This is a genomic window from Arthrobacter sp. (assembly GCF_031179985.1).
Classification (GTDB): domain Bacteria; phylum Actinomycetota; class Actinomycetes; order Actinomycetales; family Micrococcaceae; genus Arthrobacter.
Map to the genome: position 1 here is coordinate 54427 of NZ_JAPSHJ010000018.1, position 25055 is coordinate 79481.

A 25055-nucleotide genomic window follows, 5' to 3' on the forward strand; every position below is an offset into this window, starting at 1 on the left:
CGCGCAACAGCCGAGCGGTAGCTCAGGAATGTGGCCGAAGGACTCCTGCGGTTTCCAGGGCCCTGGCTAAGTGGCGCTCCTGTCCGGATGAGAGCGGAAGCAGTGGCAGGCGCGGCGGCCCGGTACGGACTCCGCACAATCTGGCCATGCTGTGCAGCACACCGCCTTTAGGCAACGCGGATATCGCTTTGATCAGTTCCGTGAGCACGTGGGAAGCGGATGCGGCGCGTTGAGTGTCACCGGCAACAACGGCGGCCCGCAGGTTCACGTAAAGCTCCGGAATCAATGCTGCGGGCCCGCTGTGCCAGGCCGTTGCCTCAGTTCCCGCAGCGATCATCAGGTCACCGCTGAGACCATGCGAGAAGCGGGCGGATACCAGAACCTTCAGGGCCTCCTGCCGCTCACAGAAGATGGAGGCTGTTGCGGCGTTGTCTTTGAAAGCTACGACGTTGGGCATCTGCGATAGTTCCGCGACGACGGCAAGGGGGAATTCGTAACCCGTGGTTTGGGAGTTCTGATAAAGGCACAGGGGAAGACTTGTGGCAGCAGCGACTGTGTGGGACTGCTGCAGGACCTCGGCATCGGAAAGCGGCAGATAGGAAACGGTGGACAGCAGCAGTCCGCTGGCACCCGCCGACTCAGCGTCCTCGGCATGCTCAAGGATTTCCCGGGTACCTACTGCGCTGATCCCGGCGATGACAGGAACCCGTCCCTCAGCTGCCGTGACCGCCGCTTGGACGACCTGGAGGCGTTCGCGGCGGTTCAGGAAAGCGAAGTTGCCCGAACTGCCAAGCACCGTGACGCCGCTGACCCCGCGAGTGGAAAGGTCGGCCACTTGCCGCATCAGGGATTCAAGATCGAGTCCTGAATCCTCGTCTGTCGGCGTTATAACGTAGGCGAGGACGCCGCCGTAAATCATGCCCGACTCCCCTCAAACTCAGCCAGAACCCGGGCAGCATTGAGAGGCGTTTTATTTGTGCTCACGGTGCAGTCACTCGTTCTCTGTGGGTTTCATGTCCGGTGGTCCTCACCGACAGTACCCGAAAAGGGGCCTTTGCACCCCTCGGCGCCGGTAGCCAGTCCGCTACCGGTAGCTTTGAACGAACGGCCGGTCCGTCGGCACGATCTGCTTCCCCAGCGGCATGAGCGAGACCGGAATGAGCTTAAGGTTGGCGATGGCCAGCGGTATGCCGATGATGGTGACGGCCATGGCCACCGCCGTCACCACGTGGCCGATCGCGATCCAGATGCCTGCCACCACCAGCCAGATCACATTGCCGAGCAGCGCAAACACACCGTTGCCACCGGGCTTATCCACCACCATCCGCCCAAAAGGCCAGAGCGTGTAGGCGGCGATCCTGAAGGATGCGATGCCCCAGGGAATCGTAATGATCAGCACACAACAGATGACGCCGGCGAGGAAATAGCCGAAAGCCAGCCACAGGCCACCAAACAGTAACCAGATGATGTTCAGGAGTGTCTTCACGCGGCCTGCTTCACCATTGCGGCGTCCACGGTGATCCTGACTTTGTCGCTGACCAGCAGTCCACCCGTCTCAAGCACCGCGTTCCAGGTCAGCCCGAATTCCTTGCGGCTGATTTCGGCCTCGGCACTGAAACCCGCGCGGGTGGCGCCGAACGGGTCAACAGCTATGCCCGTGAACTCCACCTCCAGCTCTACAGGCTTGGTAACCCCTCGGATGGTGAGGTCGCCCGTGAGGGTGTAGTCCTCGCCGTCGCCCTCTATGCCTGTGGCATGAAAAGTCATCTCCGGATATTTCTCGACGTCGAAAAACTCGGGACCGCGCACGTGGGCATCACGGTTGGCATCGCCGGAATCGAAGCTGGCAGTTTTGACGGTGGCATTCAGGTTGGAGTGGGCCAGGGAATCGCCCACGTGGGCTTCCGCTGTGACATCCGTGAAGCGGCCGCGTACCTTGCTGATCCCTGCATGGCGGACCGTGAAGCCAACCTCGCTGTGGGAGGGATCCAGAGTCCAGATGCCTGGAGTCAGTCCTTGTGGAAGTGTCATTGCTGTCTCCTTCGTGCCGGGTGGGCCGGGAGCGGCGGCCCCAACCAACGATGCTCCGTCAACGGGGTGCTCCCACTGCATGCTAATCGCGACACAATCCCAGCCGCTACCCCGGCGTCATCGGAGGTGTGTTGAGGAGTAGGGCTCGCTGGGGAGATCGCCCGCAGTCCACGGGCGGTGGGCTGGCTCCGGAGGCAGCGTGCCGTGTCCGTCCCTCCGCACAAGGGAAACAAGAACGGCTGCGGGAACGAAAACCAACAGGACGACGACGACGACTATCAGCAACATTTCTAACTCGCTTTCTTGGTGGGTGAGTACGGGATCGGTGTGCCGGTTCCGTTTGAGGGTGGGAAGGGGTGGCTGTTTTCGGGCGCAACTGATGGTCCTGGCGCCTTTTGGGCACACTGATATGCGGCGATGCCGTGATTTACGGCCGGGGAGGATCCGCGGAGAATCGGCGCTGAAGAGGCCGGGCGGGAGAGTAGCGCTTTCCTGACTGGAGCAGTAGCGCTATTGTTGTCTTTCATGAACCACGATAGCAGTAGCAGCAGGCGGACAACAGAGTATCTGCGGCAGCTGTCAGGCGGCCTGCGGCCTGGAACCAAACTGCCATCGACCAGGAGCCTCGTTGCCGAGCTCTCCGTGAGCCCGGTAACGGTACAAAGCGCCGTTCAGAACCTGGTGAGTGAGGGCTTGATCGAAACCCGGCCGGGGTCAGGCAACTTCGTGGCCGTCCAGCGGCCAAAGGGGAAGTCGGATTTCAGCTGGCAGACCACGGCCCTGGGACCTGCCCACAGGACCTCTCAGTTCGGTTCCATCATGTCCTCGCTCCCCGATGGCGCTATTGCCCTGCACGCCGGGTATCCGACCTCGGAGCTTGTGCCGTTGCGCCTTCTTCGCGCGGCGCTCAGCAGGTCAAGCCGTTCGGACGCCATCGAGGTCCGGCCTCCGGCAGCAGGTCTTCCGGAGCTGCGGAGATGGTTCGCCAGCGAGTTGGCCGCGGGTTCCCGGAGGGGCGGCCCGGCGCCGGACAAGAACGACGTCGTCATCACCCCCGGTGGGCAAAGTGCACTCTCGTCCATCTTCCGCGCCCTTACGGCCCGTGGCGGTGCGATTGTCATGGAATCGCCTACCTATTGGGGAGCAATTGCCGCTGCCCGGCAGGCCGGGCTGCGTATCATTCCCATCGCTTCCAGCGGTTCCGCGGCTCCCGACCCCGAAAGCCTCAGGGCAGCCCTCAGCTCCAGCGGCGCAAGAGTCTTTTATGCCCAGCCCCATTTCCACAACCCGACCGGGTACCAGTGGACCGACGCTGAGGCCGAGGCAGTTATGGAAGTCATGCGGGACACTGGCGCGTTTCTCGTCGAGGACGACTGGGCCCATGACTTCGCCATCGATTCAACCCCCAAACCGCTCGCCGCCGACGACGCAGATGGCCATGTGGTTTATGTGCGGTCCCTGAGCAAGAGTGTGTCGCCCTCGATCCGGGTCGCAGCCATCATCGCAAAGGGTCCAGCCATGCAGCGGATCCAAACGGACAGAACGGTTGACCATCTCTACGTCAGCGGGTTCCTTCAGTCAGCAGCGCTTGACGTTGTGACCCAGCCTGGGTGGCACTCCCACAACAAGCAACGGATCAGGGAGTTGCGTCAGCGCCGCGACGACCTCGCGGCCCTTGTCGCCAAATACCTTGGGAAGGAAACGATCACCCGCATACCCAAAGGCGGGATGAACCTTTGGCTCCAGCTTCCCGACTCCATCGATACTCTCCAGCTGGCCCAACGCTGCGAGGCCGACGGCCTGTTGATCTCGCCGGGGCCGGAATGGTTTCCGGAAGAACCCTCCGGGCAGTTCATCCGCCTTAACTACTCCGGTCCGCAGCCTGAGAGATACGAGGAAGCGATCCAGATCCTGGCGTCAGCAGTGAGAAGCCTGTCCGACTCCGCGCCCTGACGGGGCAAGCGCGACAGCCAGCACCCAGCGGACGGGCTGCAGTCAGCTAGGGCCGGCAGCCCCTAACCTGACGTGTTGGGTGTCCAGCCGATGGCCGGGGCAATGTGCCTTGCGATGTTCCCCAGAAGCTTGGCGTTGAAGTCGACCCCCAGCTGGTTGGGGACTGTGAGCAGCAGTGTGTCAGCGGCCTGGACTGCGGAATCGGCCGCCAGTTGCTCAGCGAGCACATCAGGTTCCCCGACGTAGCTCTTGCCGAACCGGGCGATGAACCCGTCAATGATTCCCACCTGGTCGCGCGTTTCACGCAAGGCGCTGAGACCGAAATATCGCCTGTCCTCGTCGTCCACCAAGGGCAGCACGCTTCTGCTTACAGAGACCCTCGGCTCGTGCCCGTGCCCGGCATCCGCCCATGCCTTCCTGAACATGCTGATTTGCTCGGCCTGGAGTTCGTCGAACGGCACACCCGTGTCCTCAGTGAGCAGTGTGGAACTCATGAGGTTCATTCCCTGCTCGGCAGTCCACACCGCTGTTGCCCTCGTTCCCGCGCCCCACCAGATCCGTTCGCCGAGCCCCGGGGAATTCGGCTGGACGGGCAACAGGCCGGTCGCCCCTCCGGCGTAGCGCGGATCAGCTTCGGCAACCCCGGCACCGGTGACGGCATGCCGGAAGACTGCTGCATGGCGGCGGGCCATCTCTGCGGGATTTTCGCCCTCAGCCGGTACGTGGCCAAAAACAGCCGCGCCGTCCCGGGCGGGCTCGGGTGAACCACGGCTGATGCCGAGCTGCAGGCGTCCTTCGCTGATCAGGTCAGTAGCGGCTGCCTCCTCAGCCATGTACAGCGGGTTTTCGTACCTCATGTCGATAACGGCCGTGCCCATCTCGATCCGGCTGGTCCGGGCAGCGACGGCGGCAAGAAGCGGGAACGGCGAAGCCAACTGGCGGGCGAAGTGGTGGACCCGGAAAAAGGCGCCGTTCACTCCCAGTTCCTCCGCGGCCACCGCAAGTTCTATGCCCTGAAGCAGGGCATCGCGCGCGGTCCGGGTGCGGGAACCCTCAACATTGCCCCAGTGGCCGAAGGAGAGAAATCCAATGCGCTTCATGGGAACGGCAACAAAGCGGGCGGCAGTCTCATTCCCACGAGCGGAGGCGCAGTCTAGCCTTTTGCTGCCCTGACAAAAGCCGTGACTTTAGCCAGGTCCTTAACACCGCGGGAACTTTCGACGCCGGAGGAAACGTCCACTCCCGGCGCCCCTGCTTCCTTCGCAGCACTGGCCACATTCAGCGGGTCCAGTCCGCCGGCGAGCAGCCACACCCGGTCCCCGAGCCCCTTGGCCAGGACCGAGGCGTAGTCCCAGGCCTCGCCCGAGCCTGGTACGGCTGCGTCGATCAGCAGCAGTTCCTCACCCCGATTGGTGAAGGCGTCCGGAGCGGCACTCATGGTGACGGCCCGGATAACCTTCATTCCGGCGTCGTGCGCTGTTTTGACGTCCAGCGCAGTCCGCTCGCCGTGAAGCTGGATCCACTCCAGGCCTGCCTGCCGGGCCAGGCCGATCGCCTGGTCTACCGGTTCATGCCTGAAGACGCCCACAGCCTGTACGCCGGCGGGAACATGCGACAGCAGGTCCAGCGCCTGCGCGGGAGTCACTTCGCGAGGGCTGGCTGTGAGGACAAAGCCGACGGCGTCTGCACCGGCATCGGCGGCCGCCTGGACCGATTCCGGGGTACTGAGACCACACACTTTGACGAACATCAGGCTCCTTCAATCTTCTTGCTCATCTGACGTTAGCAAGCAATCGGTGGCAGCGGGTTGCCCATGGTGCACAATGAACCCTAAGCGGCACCCATCCTGTGGAGAGGAAGTCACCGTGACCGAAACAGACGATCCGCGCCGATCTGCGCAGCGGATGGCGGAAGCAGCTTTCCAGCTTGCGCACTCCACAAGGAGCCTGACCAGGCCCTCCGACAGTTACGTGGTTCTGGGCGAGCTCCTTGAGACGCAGCGGGCCATTGAGCAGACCCTGCGGCAGCTCGCGGAATGGCACCGTTCCACTTCTCCCGGTGCCCACTACGCCGAAGGGCACGAGGAAAGCGCCCTCGGGGTCATGACCTCCGTGGCGGAGCTTGACCTCGCCGCGCAGCAGGCAGAAGGGCTGCAGGAAACCCTGGCCCGCGCCTACGGCGGCAACAGCGTGGTCCACTGGTTCGATAGCGTCGACTGAGGGTGGGCGCCAACCCGGGAGTGACCCTGCGTCCCGCCTATCCCGTTAGGCTGGGCGGATGGAGATCATCCGCTATTCCGAGCTGAAACCCCAACCATGGCGCAACGGCGGCGGGGTGACCAGGGAACTCGCCAGCCACCCACAGGCTGCGTCTGCCCAGGATGACTTCTGGGACTGGCGGGTGAGCATCGCCGAGATCTCCAAGGCGGGACCATTCTCCGCCTTCGTGGGCACAGACCGCGTACTGACCGTGATCGACGGAGAGCTGCTGCTGCTCAACGTGGACGGTGCAGAGCAGCCCTTGGAGAAGCACCGGCCTTTCCGGTTTTCCGGCGACGCCCCTTCTTCGGCTACCCTCCCGACCGGCAACGTCCAAGCCCTCAACGTGGTTACCCGCAAGGGATCGTTCAAGGGCTACACCTCCATCATCGAGCTGTCCAAGAAACGCGCCCACCCCGTTTTCAATGGCCAAATCGGCGTCCTGCTGCAGGGCCAGGCGACCGTGAGTCCCGGTGGTACAGCTTCATCGGAGACAGGTTCTTCCGCTACAGGTCCCGACGTCGGGGCGGAGCCACTGGCCCGCTATGACGCCGTCGTCGGTTCTGATACCGAAACGCCGGAAATCCTCGGCCGGGGTTTCCTGGCCGTCGTGTCCATCGACCGCGTGGATCCGGCCCCATCCGCAGGCTGAAGAGCCCGCTCTGGCAAGTTCCGCCGGACAAACCCTAGACTCGGTTCATGAGAAAAGCATCCTTTAACGATCTGCTGAGCACTCAAGTGGGCAACGAATTCTCGGCCTCCCAGCAATACATTGCCGTGGCCACATGGTTTGCCAACCAGGACCTGCCCCAGCTTGCCAAGTACTTCTACCGGCAATCCGTTGAGGAGCGGAATCACGCCATGATGATGGTGCAGTACATGCTGGACCGTGACCTGCCCGTGAGCATTCCCGGAATTCCCGCGGTCCGCAATGACTTCACTTCCGTGACCGAGCCGTTGGCGCTCGCGCTGAAGCAGGAGAAGGAAGTCACCAAGAACATCGAAGACATGTTCCGTGCTGCCCGCTCGGAGGACGACGCCCTCGGCGAGCAGTTTATGCTCTGGTTCCTCAAGGAGCAGGTGGAGGAAGTGGCGTCCATGACCACGCTGTTGAACATTGCCCAGCGGGCGGACAACCTCTTCGACATCGAAAACTTCATCGCCCGGGAAACCATCGGCGACGGCGGGCACGACTCCTCGGCACCGGAAGCGGCGGGCGGCTCGCTCTAGGTCCGCCGGGGCATCCGGGCCCACTGGGCACCAAGGGGCCCGGTCCCTTCCGTACGGAAAGAACCGGGCCCCAACTCGCCCGGCTAGCGGGTGAGGGTGATGGAATCAATCTCGGCAAACCCGGTGCCGCCCCCATAGTTCGGGGCACCCTTGGCGAGCCGGATAGTGTTGAATCCGGCTTTGAGACTCAGCGGAGCCGTGACACTCTGGGAGAAGTTGCCCCAGCTGCCGGTGCTCGGGTAGGACACCTGCGTGAACGGGCTGCCGTTGGCGGCCAGACCCTGCGTCGCAGTTCCCGTTCCGCCATTGGCGTAGCGGATGGCCATGGAGTACGTACCCGCAGCGGGGACTTCAACCACGAAGTCCACGAAGCTGCTGTTCCGGGCGTTTGCTGCACCGTCGATACGGCCCACGTAGGAACCGTTCGAGGCGGAGGCCGCGCTGAGGATGCTGGCGTTCACTACGGTGGCATTCTCCGCCTCATAGACCTGCTGGTAGCTGGTGGTGGGTCCGGCCGCAGGAGTCACCACGATCTGGTACGCGCCCAGGTAGTCCTGGTTAGTCACGGGAACAGTGATACTGCCGTTGGTGATTGGAATTGTTGTGGTGGAGACCGTGGTGGGTGCATCGACGTTGGTCTGCCGACCCGAGCGCGGAGTGTAATTCAGGGTGACCTTGGCCGAGGTACCGAATCCGGAGAGACCCTTGACTTGCACTGCGTTATCGCCAAAAGTCCCGCCAAAGGCCACGTTAACAATCTTGCGGCTGGAATCGTAGGACGCGAAGCCATCCAGATCACCGGAAGGCGTGACGGCGAGCATGTTGCCTGCCATTTCGCCGTACCACTTGTAGAGCCAGTAGGAACCGGTGGGGCGGTTGTTCCAGACCAGGCCGCCCACAGTCCCGGACTCGTACCAGTAGGCCCGCTCGGCGTCTTTGATGCCGGTGCGTTCGAACTGGGCAATGTAGTGAGCAGCCACGCTGGGCGAATCCACTTGGTTGGGCGAACCGTACTCATTGATGGAAATAGGACGTGGGGAAATACCCAAAGAGCGTTCAATCGCCCGGTAATCGGCTACGTGTTCATCCACCGCATTCCAGGTTCCGTCTTCGAGTTCGTGCCAGGAGATGACGTCGGGCAGCGTGTTGTCTGCCTTCGCCCGCGTGAGAAAGTCCCGCAGCCACTGACTCTCATAGCGGCTGTAGCTTGGCCCGACAATGGGCGTCACCGTGTCCTGGAGCTTGACCTGGCGGAACGTGCGGGTCCAGCCGTCGAGGAAGGGACCCGCCTTGGTAGTATCCCAGGTCCAGTCAGGTTCGTTCCACAGCTCCCAGCCGTTGATGTTGGTGGTGCCCGTGGCGTCCATCCTTGCTTTGACCATGGTGTTGACCTTGGATTCCCAGTCCGCCCAGCTGACCCAGCGGTACGGGAAGTCGGGGTATACGTCAGGCATCCGCGCGTAGGACTGCGCGCCGTCGGACGTGAACTGCGGGGCGGTCTTAAGGATGTCCCCGGTAGGTGAGGTGGCACCGTTGCCCAATTGCAGGACTCCAGGAGCCGGCTGAGTGTGCTGCTTCAGACGCAACGGCGTCAGGAGACCAGGAGCCGGATCCGTTGCGGTTGCCAGGGCGTACAAGCCGCCGGCACCCACGCGGGTAACCGGGCGGATGGGCGAGGCTGCGTCCACCACGAGGGTATTGCCGGCGGCTTCGGCCGACGGCGCAGGGACGGCCAGGGATGAAACAAGGACAGCTATAGCGGCTGCCCCGAGGACAAAGCGGTTTTTCTTCACGTATTGCTCCATTGCGTATGTGAGATTGGCGGCCGGGAGGTGCCCGGCCGGTTACTGCCCTGTTTTCAGTTCTCCTTTCCGTCTGGTGCTGCAGGCATCGTGGAACCTGGCTCTGCTGTCGGAATCCAGACGCGCATGGTGGCCGGACCACGGTTTCCCCATGAGTGGTAGGGCACCAGGTTCAGGTCCACGATTCCGGTTAAGGTGGTTTCGTCACGATCTGTATAGGGCCAGTCGGCGGCTGACGGATGACGCAGGCGTGCGCGCGCCACAGTGTGGCCGTCGCCGGTAGTGTGCAGGCCGTGCGCGGCGTCCAACGCGATGTCGTTAACCGTGTAGCCGGCCGGGAGGTCCACATCCTCTGCGCACAGGACCAGTGGGCCGCGTTCCACGGCGACGGTGCCGCGGACGGCGTCGATCTGCGGGTGAGGGTGGGTGATGCGCGGATCCATCGGCAGTTCCAGGATCACTACGTCGCCAGCCAGGAAATGACGCCGAAGGGCTCCGCCCGCTGGAACGTTCTGGCCATTGAGGCTCATCCGGGCGTCCGTGGCCCATGAGGGGATGCGGAGGTCTATTCCGAACTCGCGGTCCGGGGTCTCGAGGATCTCAACCCGGATACTGCCATCGTGGGGATATCCGGTGCGCACTGAGAGTGCCACGTCGCCGGCGCCATCCAGGGTGGTGCGGATGTCGATGTCGCCGAACTGGTGGATCTGGACCGCGTCCTGAGTGGCCGTGGCAAAGTAGAGCTCCACGCTGGCCAAGGTGCGGGCAACGTTGGTGGGGCAGCAGGAAACCTCGAACCAGGGCGCCCGGAGGGTGGACAGGGCGCGGACGTTGATGCTGTCGTCATCCGGAACCGTGCTGGCCGTCCGCTGATGGAGGGTGTTGGTGTAAAAGAAGCCCCTGCCATCCTCGCGCGGGGAAGCCAGGACGTTGTTAAGCAGCGTACGTTCCATCAGATCCGCATACTTCGAATCCCCAGTCCGCAGCAACAGGCGCCAGCTGAGCATCACAGAGGCGATACCCGCGCACGTCTCGGAATAGGCGCGGTCCGAGGGCAGCTCATAGTCGGCGCCGAATGCTTCGTCCTGGTGGTGGGACCCCATACCGCCCGTAATGTAGGTCCGCTTGGCCACCGTGTTGGCCCACTGCTGTTCAACGGCATGGATGAGACCAAGGTCATTGGCCTCAGTTCCGACGTCAAGCGCCCCGGAAGCGAGGTACAGGGCTCGAACTGCGTGGCCCCGCAGGACGGTGGCGTCACGGACGGGCATGTCGTCCTGGAAGTATTCCTGGCCCCATTCGATGGTGGCCAGCGTCCCGGTCCCACGGCGTTCCACGAACAGCCGCGCCAGTTCCACCGCCTGCGCGCTTCCGGTAGCGCGGCCGAACTCCACAAGGGCGGGCTCGATCTCCGGGTGTCCGCAGACTGCCGGCCGCCCATCAGGGCCGAACTCCCGGTACACATGGTCAACCAGCCGGCGGGCCACAGTGACCAGTTTGTCGTCGTGCCCGGTGCGCAGGCGCGCGACTGCCGCCTGGATCAGGTGCCCAAAGCAATACAGTTCGTGTCCCCATTCCAGATCGGAATACCGGTCGCGCTGGCCGGGGCGGCCGAAGCTGGTGTGGAGGTATCCGTCCTGGTCCTGGGCGGCAGCCACCCGGGCAACGAGGGCGGCGTACCTGTCCGCCAGGTCCTGCTGGTGCCCACGCCCCAGTTCCCAAGCCATGGCCTCAAGGAGCTTGTAGACCTCGGAATCCACGAACTCGATGCCCGAGTGGTTCGTGGCCACGGTGCCTTCTGCCGCCCGGTCGAAGTTGGCGATCCAGCCGATGCGTTCCATCCAGTTTTCGCAGTGTGCCAGGATGACCTGCGAATTGAGATCAACCAGTGCACCCCAGAAGCCGCCTGCCACCCTGACCTCATGGGCGCCGAGGGGACGGAGAGTGGCGGTGCCGGGCTGGACTGGACCGCCGATCAGGGACAGGTTGGTGATGGTCACGAGGAATCTCCAGGGGTAAATGGGTTGGTGTAGACAGGCAAAGGCCGGGGCAGGCCGCAGGTTCGGAAGGGCCGGTGCGCGATGCTGCGGTGGCACTGGGGGATGTTCGGGGGTGCGCTAGTCCTTGACGGCGCCGGCTGTGACTCCGGCCGCGACGTAGCGCTGGGCGATCACCAGGAGGATGGCGGCAGGAACGGATGCAATGACGGCGGTGGCCATGATGGCGTTCCATTGGGTGGTGTTGTTACCGATGTACTGGTAGATGCCCAGGGTGATGGGAATCAGGTCACCGCTGCGATTGAGCGTTGACGCAAAGATGAAGTCGGACCAGGCCCAGAGGAATGCGAACAGAGACACCGTCAGGATGGAGTTCCTGCTGATGGGCAGCACAATCTTGGTGAAGGTCTGCCACACGCCCGCACCGTCCAGTCGGGCAGCCTGGATCAGTTCGCGGGGGATCCCGGACATGAATGCCCGGAAGAGCAGAACCGCGAACGGCACAGCCACCGTGGAATTTGCCAGTATCAGGCCTGGCAGCGTATTGAGCAGGTCCAGCCGTAGGTATATAGCGTAGAACCCCATGGCCATCACCACCGCAGGGATCATTTGCGCCACAAGGAGGACGAAGCCCAGCGCGTTGCGCCCGGGCAACACCAGGAGGGACATGGCATAGCCGGCCGGCGCAGCGATAACCAGGGTCAGGACTACGGTGGCGACGCCGAGGATCAGGCTTGTGGTCAGGTGCGGCAGTTGTTGGTTCAGGGCCGCGGTGTAGCCTTCCAGCGTTGGGTTCAGCGGCAGCAGGCTGGGTGGCGATTTCCGCAGATCCGAAGTCCGGGTAAAGGACACGTTCACAATCCAATAGACCGGGAACAGCATCAGAGCAGTGAAGATGAGCCCGAGGCCCGTTTTCCACCAGGTCCGTGTTGCGGTCATGATTCCTCCTGGTTTTTCTGTACCCGAAGGTAAAGCAGGCCAAAGGCGAGAGCTATCAGAATCAATAGGTTGCCTACTGTCGCGGCGGGGCTGAAGTCCGGCGTCCCGGTGCCGAAGGCTTCACGGTAGGACCACGTAGCGAACGTGGTGGATGTGTCCCCGGGTCCACCGGAGGTCATGATCCAAATGATGTCCACCACTTTCAGCGTGTAGACCAGGCCCAGGAGGAGCGTGATGGCGGTGACCGGCCGAAGGAGCGGGAACGTGATGCTCCAGAACTGCTTCCACGAGGAAGCACCATCCAGTGCAGCCGCCTCATAGTAGTCCTTGGGTATGTTCTGCAGTCCCGAGTAGAGGATCACCAGGTTGAAGGGGATGCCAAGCCAGATGTTGGCGATGATAACCGATGTCAGAGCCAGCCCTGGGCTGGTCAGCCAGTTGAGCGGTTCGAGACCCAGTCCCACCAGCGCCGCGTTGACTATCCCGTTGTCGCTGTTCAGCATCCAGGACCAGGCGGATGCGGACACGATGAGCGGCAGCAGCCACGGGATAAGGAACAGGCCCCTCAACACCGAGGAGAGTCGGAAGCTGCTCCTGAAAAACACTGCAAGGGCAAGACCCAGGGCGTACTGGAACACCAGGGAAACTGCGGTGAACACCGCCGTGTTGGTGAAAGCTGTTATGAAGGTGCTGCTGCTGAAAACGGCGAGGTAGTTGTCGAAGCCCACAAACTCAGCCTTGCCCTGCACAAAAGCCCGGAGGGTGTAATCGTGAAGGCTCAGTTCAATGTTCCGGTACAGCGGGAACGCGTAGAACACGAGCAGGTACACCAGCAGTGGTGCGGCGAAAAGCGCTGCCGCGGTACGGGGGCCAAGCGAACGCTGCCGCCGGTTTCCCGGCACTGCAGCGTCCGCCTTCTCCCCCACGTCCGGCCGGCTCTCAGCCGTGTGGGTCACAGTCATCATCTTGTCCGTTCCATGTTGCTGGCCCCGGGCTATTTGCCGGTGGCGGCCGCGGCTTTCTGCTGGGCGGCCTTGAGCGCATCCTGGGATGACTGGGCGCCGCTGAGGGAATTCTGGACGGCGGTCCAGAGTTGTTCCGAGATCACGGGGTAGTCCGTGCCCAGGTTGTCGCTGGTACGGCCCTTGGCCTCGTTTACCGCCTCCACCCATACCTTCAGCTCCGGGTGTTCCTTCAGCAGCAGCTCCTGGCCCGGGACTGTCGCAGGGATGTAGTAGGCGAACGTGTTGGCAGTTTCCACCTGACCCTCAGTGGTGCTCATGCACTCCACGATCTTTGTCGACGTTGCGTAGCGGCTTTCATCCTTCTGGACGGGCATGAGCAAGAATTCGCCGCCGGTAGGGGCTGGCGCCACGCCACCGGCCTTGGACGGAATGGGGATGTAGCCGGTGGCGAAGCCGGCCTTTGCGGCGCTGTTGACCTGCCAGGTGCCGTTGACCACGAAACCGAAGTCACCGGTGAGGAACTCCTCCCACGTCGTGTTCTGAGAGTTGTTGATCACCGAGTTGGGCGCCAGCCCGTCCTTGACCCACGAGCTCCACAGGTCAAGCGCGCTGACCGCTTCGGTTGAATCAAGAGCGCTCAGCTTCGCCCCGGAGCCCCAGAAGAACGGCAGGAATTGGAAGGAGCCTTCCTCGGTGCCAATACCGGCGAAGGTAATGCCCTTGTGCCCGGAACCCTTGATGCTTTGCAAGGCTGCGGTTAGTGAATCCCAGCTGGTGATGGAAGCGGGGTCAACGCCGGCTTGGGCCAGAATGTCCTTGTTGTAATAAAGGGCCAAGGTGTTGGCGCCTACCGGGATGCCGAATGTCTCGCCGTCCAGCTCACCGGCCGCGAGCAGGTTCGGTTCGATGGCTGAGGTATCCAGGCCCGCGGTCTTCATGTCCACCAGCGCCCCGGTTTCAGCCAGGGTGGAAACTGCAGGGTTGTCCAGCAGGATTACATCGGCGGACTTGCCCTCCTGCGCGGCGAGGAGTGCCTGGTTGGTAAGAGCCTGGGTGTCGTAGGCCGTGCGGGCAATGGTGACGCCGGCTTCCTGTCCGCACTTGTCGATCCGCTTGGCCCAGGCCGATGACGCTTCATGCTGGGGATAGGGATCCCAGACAGTGAAGCTTCCGCCGCCCTCCTGGGAGGCTGTTGCCTGTCCGGTTGTTCCTGAGCAACCGGTGGCAGCTAAAGCCAGGGACAACGCCCCCACAGTGGCAATGGCTATCTGGGTAAATTTTTTCGACACGGCTGGTTGTCCTTTTCTCCGTTGAAAGATGACTGCTGACTGCAAGACCGACTGTTCCGCCAATTTCCACAAGACCGGAGCCTTCGCTTTCCGAAAATTCCGAAACTAGTTTCTGCCCGAAAACGTACCAGTGAAAATGGCGCTGGTCAACGGTCAGTCCAGCGCTTTCCGAAATGGCTGCGAAAGGATGCTTGATCATTTCCCGAAACTTTTCCGTTTGTGCAAGGATGGAGATGACGAATGCAAAGGGGACGTGATGGCGAAGACCAGCAAACGGCCGGTACTTATCGATGTGGCGGCGGCAGCCGGCGTTTCGGTGGCAACCGCGTCGAAGGCGCTCAACGGCAGGCACCACGTCAACGAGGCCACACGCAAGCGGGTGCTTGACGCCGCCGAACAGCTGAGATTCACGCCCAATCCGTTTGCGCAGGCGCTCAACTTTCCGGTCACAGGAACCATCGGAGTGCTCACTGCAGACTTATCGAGCAGGTTCGTCCTGCCCATCCTGATGGGCGTGGAGGAGGCGTTCGGCGCCGGCTCCACGTCCGTGATCATCAGCGACGCACGCAACGACAGGGTCCGGGAACAGTTCCTCCTGCAGACGCTGGTTGCCAAGCGCGTGGATGGCATCATCGTCCTGGGTGCAGACGCCAATCCCCGCCAATCAATCTCTGCTGACGTCCCCGTCCCCGTGGTGTACGCCTACACACCCTCCGTTGTGGAAACCGATTGTTCCTACACGCCGGATAACGCCATGGGTGCCCGGCTGGCCATCGACCATCTGGTGGCCCGCGGCCGGAGAAACATTGCGATGCTCAACGGCGAACCCCGCTATGACGCAGCCACCGAACGTGGGGACGCGGCGGTGGAAACCCTCAAGAACCACGGGCTGGGGCTGGTCACCGGCGAAGTGCTGTACGGGGACTGGAGTGAACGGTGGGGCCGTCAAGGCGTGCAGGCGCTGCTCAATTCCGGGCTGCCCGTGGACGGGATCTTCTGCGGCAGCGACCAAATCGCCCGCGGCGTCGTGGACGAACTGCGAAATGGCGGAATATCCGTACCACACGACGTCGCGGTGGTGGGCTTCGATAACTGGGAGCTGTTCAGCACCACATCCCAGCCGCCCCTGACCACAGTGGACATGAACCTCGAAGAGATGGGCCGGGCAGTGGCGGAGGAACTCCAGGCCGCCATCTCGGGAAAGCCGCGTACAGGAAATCACCGGTTACCCGTCCAACTCATTCCGCGCGAATCCACCGCCAGCCTCGCTCGCGGCGCGGGAAATCCCGGCGCATAGCAGAGCGATCCAAGGGCCAAGGTCCCAGCAGGAAACAGGGATCTGGACGCCGAGGAGGCTAAGGGAGCGGGTGGTGAGGTTGGCCACGAAAACTGGCCCGCCGGCGTCGGGCGTTGCTAGGCTGGAATGAAGGGTCCGCACCGGACCCTCCGGACGACGGTTCAGTACCCGGCACGCGACAAGACTGGCCAAAGGAACTGTCATGTCTTGGATAATTCTTATCCTCTCCGGTGCGCTTGAGGCCGTTTGGGCCGCTGCCCTGCACCGGACCTTCCAAGCCACAGGCCGCCGTCGGACTCTTCCCGCCCTGCTGTTCCTGGTCTCCGTCATCGCGAGTACCGGTGGACTGGCAATTGCCATGCAATCCATCCCCACCGGCACTGCTTATGCGGTCTGGGTGGGCGTGGGAGTTGTGCTGACCAGCGCCTACGCGATCATCACCAAAGTGGAACAGGCGACGGCGGCGCGGCTCCTGCTGCTCGGCGGGATTGCAGCCTGTGTCGTCGGCCTGAAAGTGGTGGCGTGATGCTCTCGAAAGCCGCAATTGCCTGGGGTGTCCTACTGGCTTCGGCCGTTCTCGAAGCCGTGTGGGCCACCGCCCTTGGCTTATCTGACGGCTTCACCAGGCCCCTGCCCACCATGGTTTTCGCAGCCACGGCAACCCTGAGCATGCTCGGCCTCGGCCTGGCCGTGAAGCAGATTCCGCTGGGGACGGCCTACGCGGTTTGGGTGGGAATCGGTGCGGCCCTGACCGTTGGGTGGGCGATGGCCACCGGCGTCGAACCGGCCAGTCCGCTCAAGTTGCTGTTCATCGCGGGAATCGTTGCCTGTGCGGCGGGCCTGAAGATGCTGCCAGGCCATGGTTCGGCGGACCCGGAAGCGCTCCCGCCCAGTTAGTCGAGCCCCTGACGGCGTGTTGCGAAAGGCGCGCCGCTCCAGGGGCAGGCGGCGGACAGCAACTGGGCTGGAGCGTCCGGAGCACTAGGATTTTGCCATGGATTCTCCCGAAATTGTGCTGGCAGTGGATACGTTGCGCCACCGGATCGAAGCAGGGAACAGGACCCTGCTGGGCATCACAGGCTCCCCGGGAGTGGGCAAGTCCACGTTTGCCGCCTACCTCCAGGACGCCTTCGGTCCCAAAACCGCCGTGGTGGTTCCCATGGACGGCTTCCACCTGGGCAACGCGATTATCGACGGTACGCCCCTGAAGCATCGCAAGGGCGCCATTGATACGTTCGACGTCGGCGGTTATCTTTCGCTGCTGCAGCGGCTCAGGCGGCGGGATGAGGACGTGGTTTATGCCCCGGACTTCCGGCGTTCCATTGACGAACCCGTGGCGGCTTCCATCGCCATTCCTGCGGCGCTTCCCCTGGTGATTACCGAGGGAAACTATCTGCTCGCGGACCACCCGCAATGGCGGGAGGTCAGGGCACAACTGGACGAGGTCTGGTTCATTGAGGTGCCGGCCAGCATCCGGATGTCGCGGCTTGTGGAACGTCACGTGCTGTTCGGCAAGGAACGGAGCGCGGCGGAAGCGTGGGCTGGCGGTTCTGACCAGGCCAATGCAGAGCTGATCGAAAAAACGAAGGCCTTTGCGGACCGGATCATCAGCTGGTCCTAAGGGACGCCTCCTACGATGACGGAATACCTTGACCGGCCGCGGGGTTCTTGGCTGGGACAACACTTCAGAGCAGCGAACGGAGCGCATCATGACTGCAGCATCAGTAGAGCTCGGCGACGGCCTTAAGGTCAGCCCACTGGGATTTGGCGGGATGGCGTTGACGCCGGTTTACGGAGAAGTGGATCAAGGCGACGCGTTACGTACCCTTCATCACGCTGTGGATGCGGGAGTCAGCTTCATTGACACCGCAGATGTCTACGGCGCAGGCAGCAATGAGGAACTGATCGCGCAACTGCTGGCCGAGCGGCGGGGTGAAGTCCAGCTCGCCACCAAGTTCGGCATTGTCGGGAACCCGCACGATGGTTACACCGGCATACGAGGGGATGCCGCCTATATCAAGCAAGCGGTGGAAGACAGCCTCCGCCGCCTGGGCACGGACACCATCGACCTTTACTACATGCACCGCCGCGACCTCAGCGTTCCGCTAGCGGAAACCATTGAGGCCATGGCGGAGCTGGTGCGCGAGGGTAAGGTCCTGCACCTGGGCTTGTCCGAGGTGACCGCCGCTGAGTTGCGGGAAGCCAACAACATCCACCCCATCGCGGCAGTCCAGAGTGAATGGTCCATCTGGAGCCGCGACGTGGAAAGGAACGTTGTCCCCACTGCTGCCGAGCTTGGAGTGGGCTTTGTCCCCTACTCACCCCTCGGACGCGGGTTCCTGACCGGAACCGTGGACGCTACCCAGCTGTCCGACACTGACTTCCGGCGGCGGATCCCCCGTTTCGCTGAGGATGCAGCTGACGCCAACCAAGGGGTAGTGGCGGCCGTGCAGTCTGTTGCCGGGGAGCTCGGAGCAACTGCCGCTCAGGTTGCCCTCGCCTGGCTGCTCGCCCACGGTCGGCGTCTCGGCATTCCGGTCGTGCCGATCCCTGGTACCCGGAAGGCGCACCGGATTGACGAGAACCTGGGGGCGCTTTCTCTGAACTTCACCCCATCACAACTGGAGACGCTCGACGCCGCTGCGGACGCCGTCGTCGGCTCCCGGTCCGCTGACCCGAAGTGGGTATCGCAGGGGCGTGAATAGCGCATGGACTCGCTGATTCACTCACTCAGGGACATCACCATCCGCCGCATTTCCGTCAGCGAGATGGACAACAATGTATATCTGCTCACCGCCAAGAAGTCCGGCGCGCAGCTGTTGATCGATGCCGCGGATGACCTGCCTGCGATCCTGAACCTGCTCTCTGACGCGGCCGCCGATACTGCTGCCGCACCCAAGCTGACGCTGATCGCCACCACCCACCAGCATTGGGACCACGTCCGGGCGCTTCCGGAGCTCGTGAAAACCACCGGTGCAAAAACAGCGGCCGGAACGGATGATGCTCCGGAGCTGCCCGTGCCCGTCGATGTGCTGCTGGACCATGGGGACGTCGGCAACTTCGATGGCTTCGATGTGGCGGCCGTGCACCTGCGCGGGCACACGCCGGGCTCGGTGGCGCTGGTGTACCAGGACCCGAAGGGACCGGCCCACATCTTCTCGGGCGATTCCCTGTTTCCGGGCGGGGTGGGCAACACCCAGAAGGACGCCGAGCGGTTCAACCAGCTGATCACTGACGTTACCGAGCGGCTGTTTGCCATGTACCCGGATGACACCGTGGTGCACCCAGGCCACGGCAAACCCACTACCCTTGGTGCCGAACGCCCACACCTGGAAGAGTGGCGCGCCCGCGGCTGGTGACGGCCCGGGTGGCGCCCGGACGTTGAGACGCGCTACGAAAAAGGACGGCCGCACCCTGGATCCAGGGTGCGGCCGTCCGATTCTGTCGCGGATATCTGTAAAGTCAGGGCCTTAGCGGCCGCGGCGTTCGTTCGATGCCGGAGCCGAGGCGCGACGGGGGCCGCTGCGCGCCGGACGGCCTGAGCCGCCGTTGCCGCCGGACTTCGAGCCTCCGTTGCCGCCACCTGAGTAGGATCCGCCGGATGTGCCGCCAGTGTTCGAGGACCAAACAGCAGCGTTTCCGCCTGACTTGGCGCCGGCAGCGGCACGCTGACCGGTTCCGGCAGCACGCTGACCGGTTGCCGGACGTCCGCCACGCTGGCCACCTGTTGCGCCGGAGCGGGCTGCGCCGCCACGGGTATCAGCAGCGCGTCCGTCGGATCCGCGGCCAGCCGCTGCACGGCCACCTGCCGCGGGAACGTCGTTGCGGTGTGAGTTGTACGCAGACGTCCGGGTGCGGGCGCTGCGACGGGCAGCGCGCTCGGCGTCCAGGCGGTCCTCGTTGCGCTCGGTGACGCGCTCCGCAGCATTGCGGGCAGCGGCCTGGCCTTCATAGGCCACAGCACGACGCTCGGCGCGGGGCAGGTCCGTGCGGGGCGCCTCAGCTGAAACGCGTCCGCGTCCGCCACGGCCGCCACGGCCACCGGCAGTGGGAGAACCCTGGGTGGAGCGGCGGGCGCGCTTTCGTTCGGCGTTGGCACCGGTGGAGGTGCCGCCGCCCTGCTGCTGCGCCTTGGCAGCAAGGAGAGCTGCGCGGGTGCGGGGATCGATCTTGTCGGCCATTTCGCCCACCAGTTCAGCAACCAGGGGTGAGTTGGCGGTAACGCGCTCGAAGTTGACCTCGACGCCGGCAGCCTTCATCAGCTTCTTGACGTCCGACTGCTGCTCGGGCAGGGTCAGCGTAACCACAGTTCCGTCCGAACCCGCGCGGGCCGTACGGCCTGAACGGTGCAGGTACGCCTTGTGCTCGGTGGGCGGGTCAACGTGGATGACCAGTTCGACGTCGTCCACGTGGACACCGCGGGCGGCGACGTCGGTGGCCACCAGGACGCGGACGTCGCCGTTGGAGAACTCGGCGAGGTTGCGGTCACGGGCGTTCTGCGACAGGTTGCCGTGAAGATCGACGGCGGGGATGCCGGCATCGGTCAGGGTCTTGGCAAGCTTGCGGGCGTGGTGCTTGGTGCGCATGAAGAGCACGCGGCGGCCGGATCCCGAGGCGAGCTCAACGATCAGCTGCTTCTTGACGGTCTGGTCGTTGACCACCAGCACGTGGTGCTCCATGGTGGTCACGGCGGCCTGCGGATCGTCAACGGAGTGCGTCAGGGGGTTGGACAGGTAACGCTGGACGATCTTGTCCACACCGTTGTCCAGCGTGGCGGAGAACAGCAGGCGCTGGCCCTGGCTCGGGGTCATGTCCATGAGCTTCTTGACGACGGGCAGGAAGCCGAGGTCAGCCATATGGTCGGCCTCGTCCAGCACGGTGATCTCGACGGCTTCAAGGGTCAGGATGCGCTGGCGGATCAGGTCCTCGAGGCGGCCCGGGCAGGCGATGACGATGTCGACCCCGGCGCGGAGTGCCTTCTCCTGGCGCGCCTGGGAGATGCCGCCGTAAATCACGGTGGTATTCAGGCCGGCAGCCTTGGCAAGCGGCTCGATGGTTGCGTTGATCTGGGTGGCCAGCTCACGGGTGGGTGCAAGAACCAGGCCCATGGGGCGGCCGGGCTTGCGGAAGTGCTTGGCTTCCCGCTCAGCGAGTCTTGCTACAAGCGGGATAGCGAAGGCAATGGTCTTGCCGGAGCCGGTGCGGCCGCGGCCAAGGACGTCGCGTCCGGCCAGGGTGTCCGGAAGGGTCTTGACCTGGATGGGGAACGGTTCCACGATCCCCTGGGCTGTCAGGGTGTCGGCGAGTGCTTTGGGCGTGCCGAGGGCAGCGAAAGTAGTCATGTGTTTCAAAGGTCTTTCAGGCGGTATCCATGTGGATATCGGCCCCCGACGCCGGTTGGCTCAGGGGTTCGCCGAAGAAAAGTCAGGTGATCAACCAGGCTGCTGCCATATTGCAAGGGCGGAAGTCGGGACCAAATAGAACGCGTTCATCGACGCAGGATGTGCCTCTCACATGAAAAAACCCACTCCCTTCCGGATAAATCCTTCGGGGAACCGGTTGATGAACCGGTTCAAAAGTGGGCATCACTGCACATCAAGTTCCACCAGCTTAGCATCCGGCTGGGCTTTGCCCTGCATCGCCGCCAACGGGCTGTGGTGAGAAGGGCTTTGGTGAGAAAGGTGTTAAGCGGAAATTACACAGCCCGCAGAAGGCTGTAACACGGCGAGCGCAGGATGGCCCTATGCCGGGAAAAGTGCACCACTTTGCCGAAAGGGTCCGACCATGAATCTGAAGAACCTCTTCCTCCAAGGCATTTTCCCCTTTGTGGGAGCCGGGTTGGATAAACCCGTCCCCATCCACAGCCAGCTCTCCCACTTCGTTCCCGACGGCGTGATCAACCAGATTCTCTACTTCCGCGGTGGCAACTCCTCTCCCGAGCTGATCACCGTAGCGCTTATGAGGGACGGCATCCCCTTGCGGTACTTCCCGATCGGAGCAAAAGGCGACGTGCATGTACCCCTGCGCGTAGTAGAGGACATCGACGGCGGTTCGCTGATCGAGTTGAGGCTGCTGGCGGATACAGGTGTCACTGGCTCAGTGGTGGTGGACCTGGGCATGGTGGAGCACTGATGACTGCCATGGCCAGCAGGACCGCCCGGTCTGCAAGCAAGGACTCCCGCCGCCGGCTTGTGGTGATCGGCAACGGCATGGCCGGGGCCCGGGCCGTGGAGGAGATCCTGGCCCGCGGCGGGGGCGCCCAGCACAGGATCACCATGTTCGGCGACGAACCCTACGGCAACTACAACCGCATCATGCTCAGCCACGTTCTGTCCGGTGACGAGGATGCCGGTGACATCTTCCTCAACTCCCTGGCCTGGTACCAGGAAAACAACATCACCCTTCACGCAGGAATCCGGGTGGAAAGGATCGACCGCTTCGCCAAGCTGGTATTTTCCGACGACGGCAGGGCCACCCCCTATGACGTCCTGATCATTGCCACAGGCAGCCGCTCGTTCATGCCCGCGGTGGACGGGCTGTACACCGCGGGCGGACTACTGCGGCCGGGGATCTTCGCTTTCCGCACCATCGACGACACCCAAAACATGGTGGCGTACGCCCAACAGGATCATCATCACCGTGCCGTGGTAATCGGCGGCGGCCTGCTCGGCCTGGAAGCCGCACGCGGTCTTCAAAGCCACGGTATCGACGTCGAAGTGGTTCACTCGGGCGGGCACCTGCTGAATACGCAGATGGGTCCGGACGGAGGCGCCGTCCTGCGGCGCAGCGTCGAGGCCCTGGGAATCAAAGTCCACACCAACAGCCGGACAACAGCAATCCTGGGAACGGACAAAGTGCAGGGCGTCCAGCTCCGGGATAAGCCGGACATCGCGTGCGACATGGTGGTAGTTGCCGCGGGGATCCGCCCCAACGTAGACGTCGCCGTCACCAGCGGGCTGCCGGTGGAGCGCGCGATTGTTGTTGATGACCAGATGCGGGTACCGGACGAGGACGAGATCTACGCAGTCGGCGAGTGCGTCCAGCACCGCGGCGAAGTGTATGGGCTGGTGGTACCGGTGTGGGAGCAGGCCGCCGTGCTGGCCGACCACGTCACGGGGGCTGATCCGTCGTCGGCCTATCTCGGTTCCCGGACCGCCACCAAACTCAAGGTGGCCGGTGTCGACGTCGCCTCCATGGGGCTGCAGGCCCCGGAGCGTGACACTGACGAGCACGTTGTTTTCTCCGAGCCCAGCCGCGGTGTTTTCAAGTCGATAGTGATCCGGGACAGCAAGATCGTGGGCGCAACGCTCCTGGGTGACAGCCGGAAGGTGGCCTACCTGACCCAGGCGTTCGACCGCGGCCTGCCGCTGCCGGAAGAACGGGTCTCCCTGCTTTTCGACATCGGCGGACCCGGCGAAGAAGCGGCTGTGGCTGAGCTGGATGCGGACGCTCAGATCTGCAACTGCAACGGCGTCAGCAAAAAAGCGATCGTGGAAACTGTCAAGGGCGGCTGCAACACCGTGGCAGGCGTAATGGATGCCACGCGGGCCGGAAAGGGCTGCGGCTCGTGCAAACTGCTGGTGCGGCAAGTGGTGGAATGGGCCGCTGACGGCTCAGTGGCGGAGGATCCAACTTCCGCCTACTACGTGCCCGGGGTGCCGCTGGAGAAGGCCGCGTTGATGAAGGCCATCCGGCAGCAGGGACTCCGCTCCGTCTCTGCGGTCTTTGCTGCACTGGCCCCGGGCGGTGCGGAGGACGCGAAGTCGAAGATGGGCCTGGCATCGCTGCTGAAGATGATGTGGGCGGACCGATACATCGATGAGCGCGATGCCCGGTTCATCAACGACCGTGTCCACGCCAACATTCAGCGCGACGGCACCTTCTCGGTGGTGCCCCAAATGAAAGGCGGGGTTACGACGCCGGACCAGCTCCGCCGGATTGCCCACGTCGCGGACAAGTACAGCGTTCCGATGGTAAAGCTGACCGGTGGGCAGCGGATCGACCTCCTGGGGATCCGGAAAGAGGACCTCCCGAAAGTCTGGGCTGACCTGGACATGCCCTCCGGTTACGCATACGGCAAGAGCTTCAGGACCGTGAAGACGTGTGTTGGGAAGGATTTCTGCCGCTACGGAACCGGCGACTCAACCAAGCTTGGCATCGAGATCGAATCCAGGTTCCAAGGGATCGAATCCCCCGCGAAGCTGAAACTGGCAGTCTCAGGCTGTCCCCGGAACTGCGCCGAGTCCTTGGTCAAGGATGTCGGCGTTGTGGCTGTCGACGGCGGCCGCTGGGAAATCTATATCGGCGGCGCTGCGGGGGCCCACATCCGTAAGGGAGATCTGCTGGCCACGGTGGACAGTCCTGAGACTGTGAAGCTTTTGACGGGCCGCTTTATGCAGTACTACCGCGAGCGGGCCAACTGGCTTGAACGGACGTACTCATTTGTGCCCCGGGTAGGCATCGACCACCTTCGCTCAGTGATTGTTGACGACTCTGAAGGGCTCGGTGCTCAACTGGACGCGGCGATGCAGGCGTCAGTCGACAATTACGTTGACCCCTGGACTGAACGCGGCGACCCGTTCACCCCGGGACAGTTCCGCACCTCGCTTCCGCTTGAGGTCCTCCCCCAAGTGCCGGTCCGATGACTTCCGGTGCGTCAATTTCCGGTCCAGCGGCTTCCGGTCCAGCGAGCGGGGGCGCTGCGGTGAGCGGGGAGCTGTACGGGCTCGGGCCGATCGAGCAGGTGCCGCCCGGGGAAGGCCGGTCCTTCGGTGTAAACAACCAGCAAATTGCGGTGTTCCGGCTCCGGGACGGATCCCTTCGCGCTGTCTCGGCCGTCTGCCCGCACCGAGGCGGCCCGATTGCAGACGGCACCATTGACCAGACAGAGGTCCTGTGTCCCCTCCACCAGCACGCGTTCGCCCTGGATACGGGATGCTCGACCACCGGAGCCCCGCCGCTGCAGACCTACCCCGTTTTTGTAGACGCGGACCAGAACATCATGCTGCAACTGGAGTGAGGACCCCGCACAGCGCAATTGGGCGCTCCGAACGCGCCCTGGGAAGCGGCACTGAACCCGCTGGACAGTGGGCGTCAGCCGTCTTCGCTGGCTCGGCCTTCTTCGCCACCTTTTTGGCACGATCGGAGGTGCTGTTGTGGGGGTCCCTGGCGGCGGTGCCGGCGCTGCCGCTGGAGCTACAATTGGTTTCCTTGGTGGGGCTCTCGCCGGAGTGGGGCAAGGTGCCGTCTGGCGATTGACCCGAGGATCTGGAAGAACATCCGGCCGATCGCGGT

At 63.4% G+C, this 25055-nt stretch carries 24 protein-coding genes and 1 riboswitch; of the genes, 13 read left to right on the forward strand and 11 right to left on the reverse strand.

Annotated elements, in window-relative coordinates; translation table 11 throughout:
* Positions 1-22: 22 nt before the first annotated feature.
* The 3 genes from RIN13_RS10580 to RIN13_RS10590 form a co-directional block, all read right to left on the reverse strand.
* Positions 23-919: a dihydrodipicolinate synthase family protein gene (locus RIN13_RS10580; protein ID WP_309107293.1), complete on the reverse strand. Its 897-nt coding sequence runs from the start codon at positions 917-919 to the stop codon at positions 23-25.
* A 165-nt stretch (positions 920-1084) separates the two neighbouring features.
* Positions 1085-1486, reverse strand: coding sequence for a YccF domain-containing protein (locus tag RIN13_RS10585; protein WP_309107294.1), 402 nt, complete (start codon positions 1484-1486; stop codon positions 1085-1087).
* Positions 1483-2031: a YceI family protein gene (locus RIN13_RS10590; RefSeq protein ID WP_309107295.1), complete on the reverse strand. Its 549-nt coding sequence runs from the start codon at positions 2029-2031 to the stop codon at positions 1483-1485. The genes RIN13_RS10585 and RIN13_RS10590 overlap by 4 nt, the downstream gene beginning before the upstream one ends.
* A gap of 525 nt (positions 2032-2556) precedes the next feature.
* Between RIN13_RS10590 and RIN13_RS10595 the strand changes: the two genes are divergently transcribed.
* Positions 2557-3984, forward strand: a complete 1428-nt coding sequence (locus RIN13_RS10595) for a PLP-dependent aminotransferase family protein (protein ID WP_309107296.1) — start codon at positions 2557-2559, stop codon at positions 3982-3984.
* A 62-nt stretch (positions 3985-4046) separates the two neighbouring features.
* Here RIN13_RS10595 and RIN13_RS10600 read toward each other — a convergent pair whose 3' ends face one another.
* Together RIN13_RS10600 and RIN13_RS10605 are read right to left on the reverse strand one after the other, a co-directional pair.
* Positions 4047-5084, reverse strand: coding sequence for an LLM class flavin-dependent oxidoreductase (locus RIN13_RS10600; RefSeq protein ID WP_309107297.1), 1038 nt, complete (start codon positions 5082-5084; stop codon positions 4047-4049).
* A gap of 53 nt (positions 5085-5137) precedes the next feature.
* On the reverse strand, positions 5138-5734 hold the full coding sequence (locus tag RIN13_RS10605) for a phosphoribosylanthranilate isomerase (RefSeq protein WP_309107298.1): 597 nt from the start codon (positions 5732-5734) through the stop codon (positions 5138-5140).
* A gap of 115 nt (positions 5735-5849) precedes the next feature.
* Here RIN13_RS10605 and RIN13_RS10610 point away from each other — a divergent pair, with 115 nt between their 5' ends.
* Genes RIN13_RS10610 through RIN13_RS10620 form a run of 3 tightly spaced genes read left to right on the forward strand, consistent with a single transcriptional unit; the run spans position 5850 to position 7472 of the window.
* A complete protein-coding gene (locus RIN13_RS10610) occupies positions 5850-6203 on the forward strand; it encodes a hypothetical protein (protein ID WP_309107299.1) in 354 nt (117 codons plus the stop codon).
* A 58-nt stretch (positions 6204-6261) separates the two neighbouring features.
* A complete protein-coding gene (locus RIN13_RS10615) occupies positions 6262-6894 on the forward strand; it encodes a HutD family protein (RefSeq protein ID WP_309107300.1) in 633 nt (210 codons plus the stop codon).
* A gap of 47 nt (positions 6895-6941) precedes the next feature.
* Positions 6942-7472, forward strand: coding sequence for a ferritin (locus RIN13_RS10620; RefSeq protein WP_309107301.1), 531 nt, complete (start codon positions 6942-6944; stop codon positions 7470-7472).
* Between the two features lie 83 nt (positions 7473-7555).
* Here RIN13_RS10620 and RIN13_RS10625 read toward each other — a convergent pair whose 3' ends face one another.
* From RIN13_RS10625 to RIN13_RS10645, 5 genes are all read right to left on the reverse strand, one after another.
* A complete protein-coding gene (locus RIN13_RS10625) occupies positions 7556-9265 on the reverse strand; it encodes a CBM35 domain-containing protein (RefSeq protein ID WP_309107302.1) in 1710 nt (569 codons plus the stop codon).
* 65 nt (positions 9266-9330) lie between these two features.
* The gene (locus RIN13_RS10630) at positions 9331-11274 is read right to left on the reverse strand and encodes a beta-L-arabinofuranosidase domain-containing protein (protein WP_309107303.1); all 1944 of its coding nucleotides are present in this window, start codon (positions 11272-11274) and stop codon (positions 9331-9333) included.
* Positions 11275-11391: 117 nt separating this feature from the next.
* Entirely contained in the window at positions 11392-12210 is an 819-nt protein-coding gene (locus RIN13_RS10635; protein ID WP_309107304.1) for a carbohydrate ABC transporter permease, read from the reverse strand.
* Positions 12207-13175: a sugar ABC transporter permease gene (locus tag RIN13_RS10640; protein WP_309107305.1), complete on the reverse strand. Its 969-nt coding sequence runs from the start codon at positions 13173-13175 to the stop codon at positions 12207-12209. Before RIN13_RS10640 ends, RIN13_RS10635 begins: the two co-directional genes overlap by 4 nt.
* Before the next feature lie 29 nt (positions 13176-13204).
* A complete protein-coding gene (locus RIN13_RS10645; protein WP_309107306.1) occupies positions 13205-14464 on the reverse strand; it encodes an extracellular solute-binding protein in 1260 nt (419 codons plus the stop codon).
* A 256-nt stretch (positions 14465-14720) separates the two neighbouring features.
* On the opposite strand from RIN13_RS10645, the gene RIN13_RS10650 reads away from it, so the two are divergent.
* The 6 genes from RIN13_RS10650 (at position 14721) to RIN13_RS10675 (ending at position 19120) form a co-directional block, all read left to right on the forward strand.
* Positions 14721-15761, forward strand: coding sequence for a LacI family DNA-binding transcriptional regulator (locus tag RIN13_RS10650; RefSeq protein ID WP_309107307.1), 1041 nt, complete (start codon positions 14721-14723; stop codon positions 15759-15761).
* A 127-nt stretch (positions 15762-15888) separates the two neighbouring features.
* Positions 15889-15954, forward strand: a riboswitch (guanidine-III (ykkC-III) riboswitch).
* Between the two features lie 9 nt (positions 15955-15963).
* Positions 15964-16287 (forward strand): SMR family transporter, encoded by a 324-nt coding sequence (locus RIN13_RS10655; protein WP_309107308.1) that lies wholly within the window; start codon positions 15964-15966, stop codon positions 16285-16287.
* Positions 16287-16658 carry a multidrug efflux SMR transporter gene (locus RIN13_RS10660; RefSeq protein WP_309107317.1) on the forward strand — a complete coding sequence of 124 codons (372 nt, stop codon included), beginning with the start codon at positions 16287-16289 and terminating at the stop codon, positions 16656-16658. Before RIN13_RS10655 ends, RIN13_RS10660 begins: the two co-directional genes overlap by 1 nt.
* A gap of 97 nt (positions 16659-16755) precedes the next feature.
* Complete coding sequence (locus tag RIN13_RS10665) at positions 16756-17382, forward strand: nucleoside/nucleotide kinase family protein (protein ID WP_309107309.1); 627 nt, start codon at positions 16756-16758, stop codon at positions 17380-17382.
* A gap of 88 nt (positions 17383-17470) precedes the next feature.
* The gene (locus tag RIN13_RS10670; RefSeq protein ID WP_309107310.1) at positions 17471-18466 is read left to right on the forward strand and encodes an aldo/keto reductase; all 996 of its coding nucleotides are present in this window, start codon (positions 17471-17473) and stop codon (positions 18464-18466) included.
* A gap of 3 nt (positions 18467-18469) precedes the next feature.
* A complete protein-coding gene (locus tag RIN13_RS10675) occupies positions 18470-19120 on the forward strand; it encodes an MBL fold metallo-hydrolase (protein WP_309107311.1) in 651 nt (216 codons plus the stop codon).
* Positions 19121-19231: 111 nt separating this feature from the next.
* On the opposite strand, the gene RIN13_RS10680 is transcribed toward RIN13_RS10675, so the two are convergent.
* Complete coding sequence (locus tag RIN13_RS10680; protein WP_309107312.1) at positions 19232-21103, reverse strand: DEAD/DEAH box helicase; 1872 nt, start codon at positions 21101-21103, stop codon at positions 19232-19234.
* Positions 21104-21545: 442 nt separating this feature from the next.
* Between RIN13_RS10680 and RIN13_RS10685 the strand changes: the two genes are divergently transcribed.
* Genes RIN13_RS10685 through RIN13_RS10695 form a run of 3 tightly spaced genes read left to right on the forward strand, consistent with a single transcriptional unit; the run spans position 21546 to position 24780 of the window.
* The gene (locus tag RIN13_RS10685; RefSeq protein ID WP_309107313.1) at positions 21546-21893 is read left to right on the forward strand and encodes a molybdopterin oxidoreductase; all 348 of its coding nucleotides are present in this window, start codon (positions 21546-21548) and stop codon (positions 21891-21893) included.
* Positions 21893-24406 carry a nitrite reductase large subunit NirB gene (gene nirB / locus RIN13_RS10690; RefSeq protein ID WP_309107314.1) on the forward strand — a complete coding sequence of 838 codons (2514 nt, stop codon included), beginning with the start codon at positions 21893-21895 and terminating at the stop codon, positions 24404-24406. The genes RIN13_RS10685 and nirB overlap by 1 nt, the downstream gene beginning before the upstream one ends.
* A gap of 59 nt (positions 24407-24465) precedes the next feature.
* Positions 24466-24780, forward strand: coding sequence for a Rieske (2Fe-2S) protein (locus RIN13_RS10695; RefSeq protein ID WP_309107315.1), 315 nt, complete (start codon positions 24466-24468; stop codon positions 24778-24780).
* Positions 24781-25055 lie beyond the last annotated feature (275 nt).